General features: G+C 69.7%; 3 pseudogenes. 2 read left to right on the top strand and 1 reads right to left on the bottom strand.

The window, feature by feature from the left end:
- A pseudogene (locus tag ACOJVU_RS16090) lies at positions 1 to 715 on the top strand (methylmalonyl-CoA mutase family protein); the annotation flags it as partial.
- Positions 712 to 1,548, top strand: a pseudogene (locus ACOJVU_RS16095) (CoA transferase); the annotation flags it as partial. The pseudogenes ACOJVU_RS16090 and ACOJVU_RS16095, both read left to right, overlap by 4 nt.
- Positions 1,549 to 1,580: 32 nt before the next feature.
- Here ACOJVU_RS16095 and ACOJVU_RS16100 read toward each other — a convergent pair.
- Positions 1,581 to 1,729: pseudogene (locus tag ACOJVU_RS16100) on the bottom strand (LysR family transcriptional regulator); the annotation flags it as partial.

Raw genomic sequence — 1,729 nt, forward strand, 5'->3', positions numbered from 1 at the left:
GATCCTGTTCGAGGGCATTCCGCTGGACAAGCTCAGCACGAGCATGACGATCAACGGCACCGCCGCCATCCTGCTGGCCTTCTACGTCGCCGCGGCCGAGAAGAAGGGTATCCCGCGGGTCACGCTGACCGGGACCATCCAGAACGACATCCTCAAGGAGTACGCCTCGCGCGGTACCTGGATCTGGCCGCCGGAGCCTTCGCTGCGCCTGATCGCCGACACGATCGAGTTCTGCGCGGCCGAAGTACCGCGGTTCAACGCGATCTCGGTGGCCGGGGCCCATTTCCGCGACGCCGGCGCCAACGCGGCGCAGGAGATGGCGTTCACCCTGGCCGACGGCGTCACCTATTGCGACACCGTGGTGGCCCGCGGCCGGATGAGCATCGACCAGTTCGCGCCGCAGATCTCGTTCTTCTTCTACACCCACGGCGACTTCTTCGAGGAGATCGCCAAATACCTTGCGGGACGGCGCCGTTGGGCCACCATCGTGCGCGAGCGCTACGGGGCGGCCACCGACAAGGCGTCGATGTTCCGGTTCGGCTGCGTGTGCGGAGGCGCGTCGTTGTATGGCCCGCAGGCGCGCAACAACGTCGTCCGGGTGGCCTACGAGGCGATGGCGGCGGTGTTGGGCGGGGTGCAGTCGATGTTCACCGCGGCCTGGGACGAGCCGTTCGCGCTGCCCACCGAGGAGTCCACCACGCTCGCGTTGCGCACCTGAATTCCGTTGCAGGACAAGCTCGGCTGCGCGATCTGGTAGCCGGCGCCCACGCCCTGCTGGTGAACCTGAAGCCGTCGGCCATTCGCCGGCTGGGGCTTACCTACGAGGCGTTGCGGTGCCACAACGAGCGGATCGTGTGCGTGGCGATCACCGGCTTCGGGCTGTATGGCGGTGACGACCCCGCCTTCGACTACGTCGTCCAGGCCTCGACCGGCGTCGTCGCCCTGACGGGTGACCCCGACGGTCCTCCGACGCTGCCCGGCTACTCCTCGGCCGACAACTCCACCGGCATGTGCGCGGCGCTCGGATTGCTGGCCAAGGTCGTCTCGGGGACCGGCGGGCAGGTGGACGTGTCGCTGCGCGACGTGATGTTCTCGCAGCTGAACTACCACGCCGCGGCCTACCTCAACGACGGCGTCGAGCCGCGACGGCGGCCGTACGGTGCGCACTCGTATTACGTTCCCGCCCAGCTTTTTCCGACGTCGAAGGGGCACCTGGCGCTGTTCGTCACGCACGACGGATTCTGGAAGTCCTTCGCCGCCGAGGCGGGCATCGGTGGGTTCGAGACGATGGCCGAACGGGTGGAGCGGCGCGACGAGGTGCTCGCCGTCGTCACCGCGATGCTCGCGGCCGATACCGCCGTCGGCTGGGAGCGCCGGCTGCGTCCCCTCGGGGTGCCGGCGGCCGCCGTCCGGACGCTGCCCGAGGCGCTCGAAGCGATCCCGGAGGTCGTGGTGGCCGCGGGCGACTTCCGGCTCGTCGCCGGCCCGATCCACGTTTCCGGTTACGAGCCGCAGTATCGGCCGCCACCTGTGTTGCCCGAGGGTTGAATCGGCGCCGCGCTCCGTACGGCCGCCCGGCCTCAGCACGGCGGGCCTGTGAGGTGCGCCTCGGCGAGCTTGCGGAACGCCGCCACCAACCGGCCCCGGTCCCCGGCGCGCGTGGCGAGCACCACGTGGCAGGGCTCGACGCCCCGCAACGGGACGGTGATGATGTCGGGACGCAGGGTGT

The organism is Mycobacterium sp. THU-M104 (genome assembly GCF_049197365.1).
In the GTDB taxonomy this organism is placed as follows: domain Bacteria; phylum Actinomycetota; class Actinomycetes; order Mycobacteriales; family Mycobacteriaceae; genus Mycobacterium.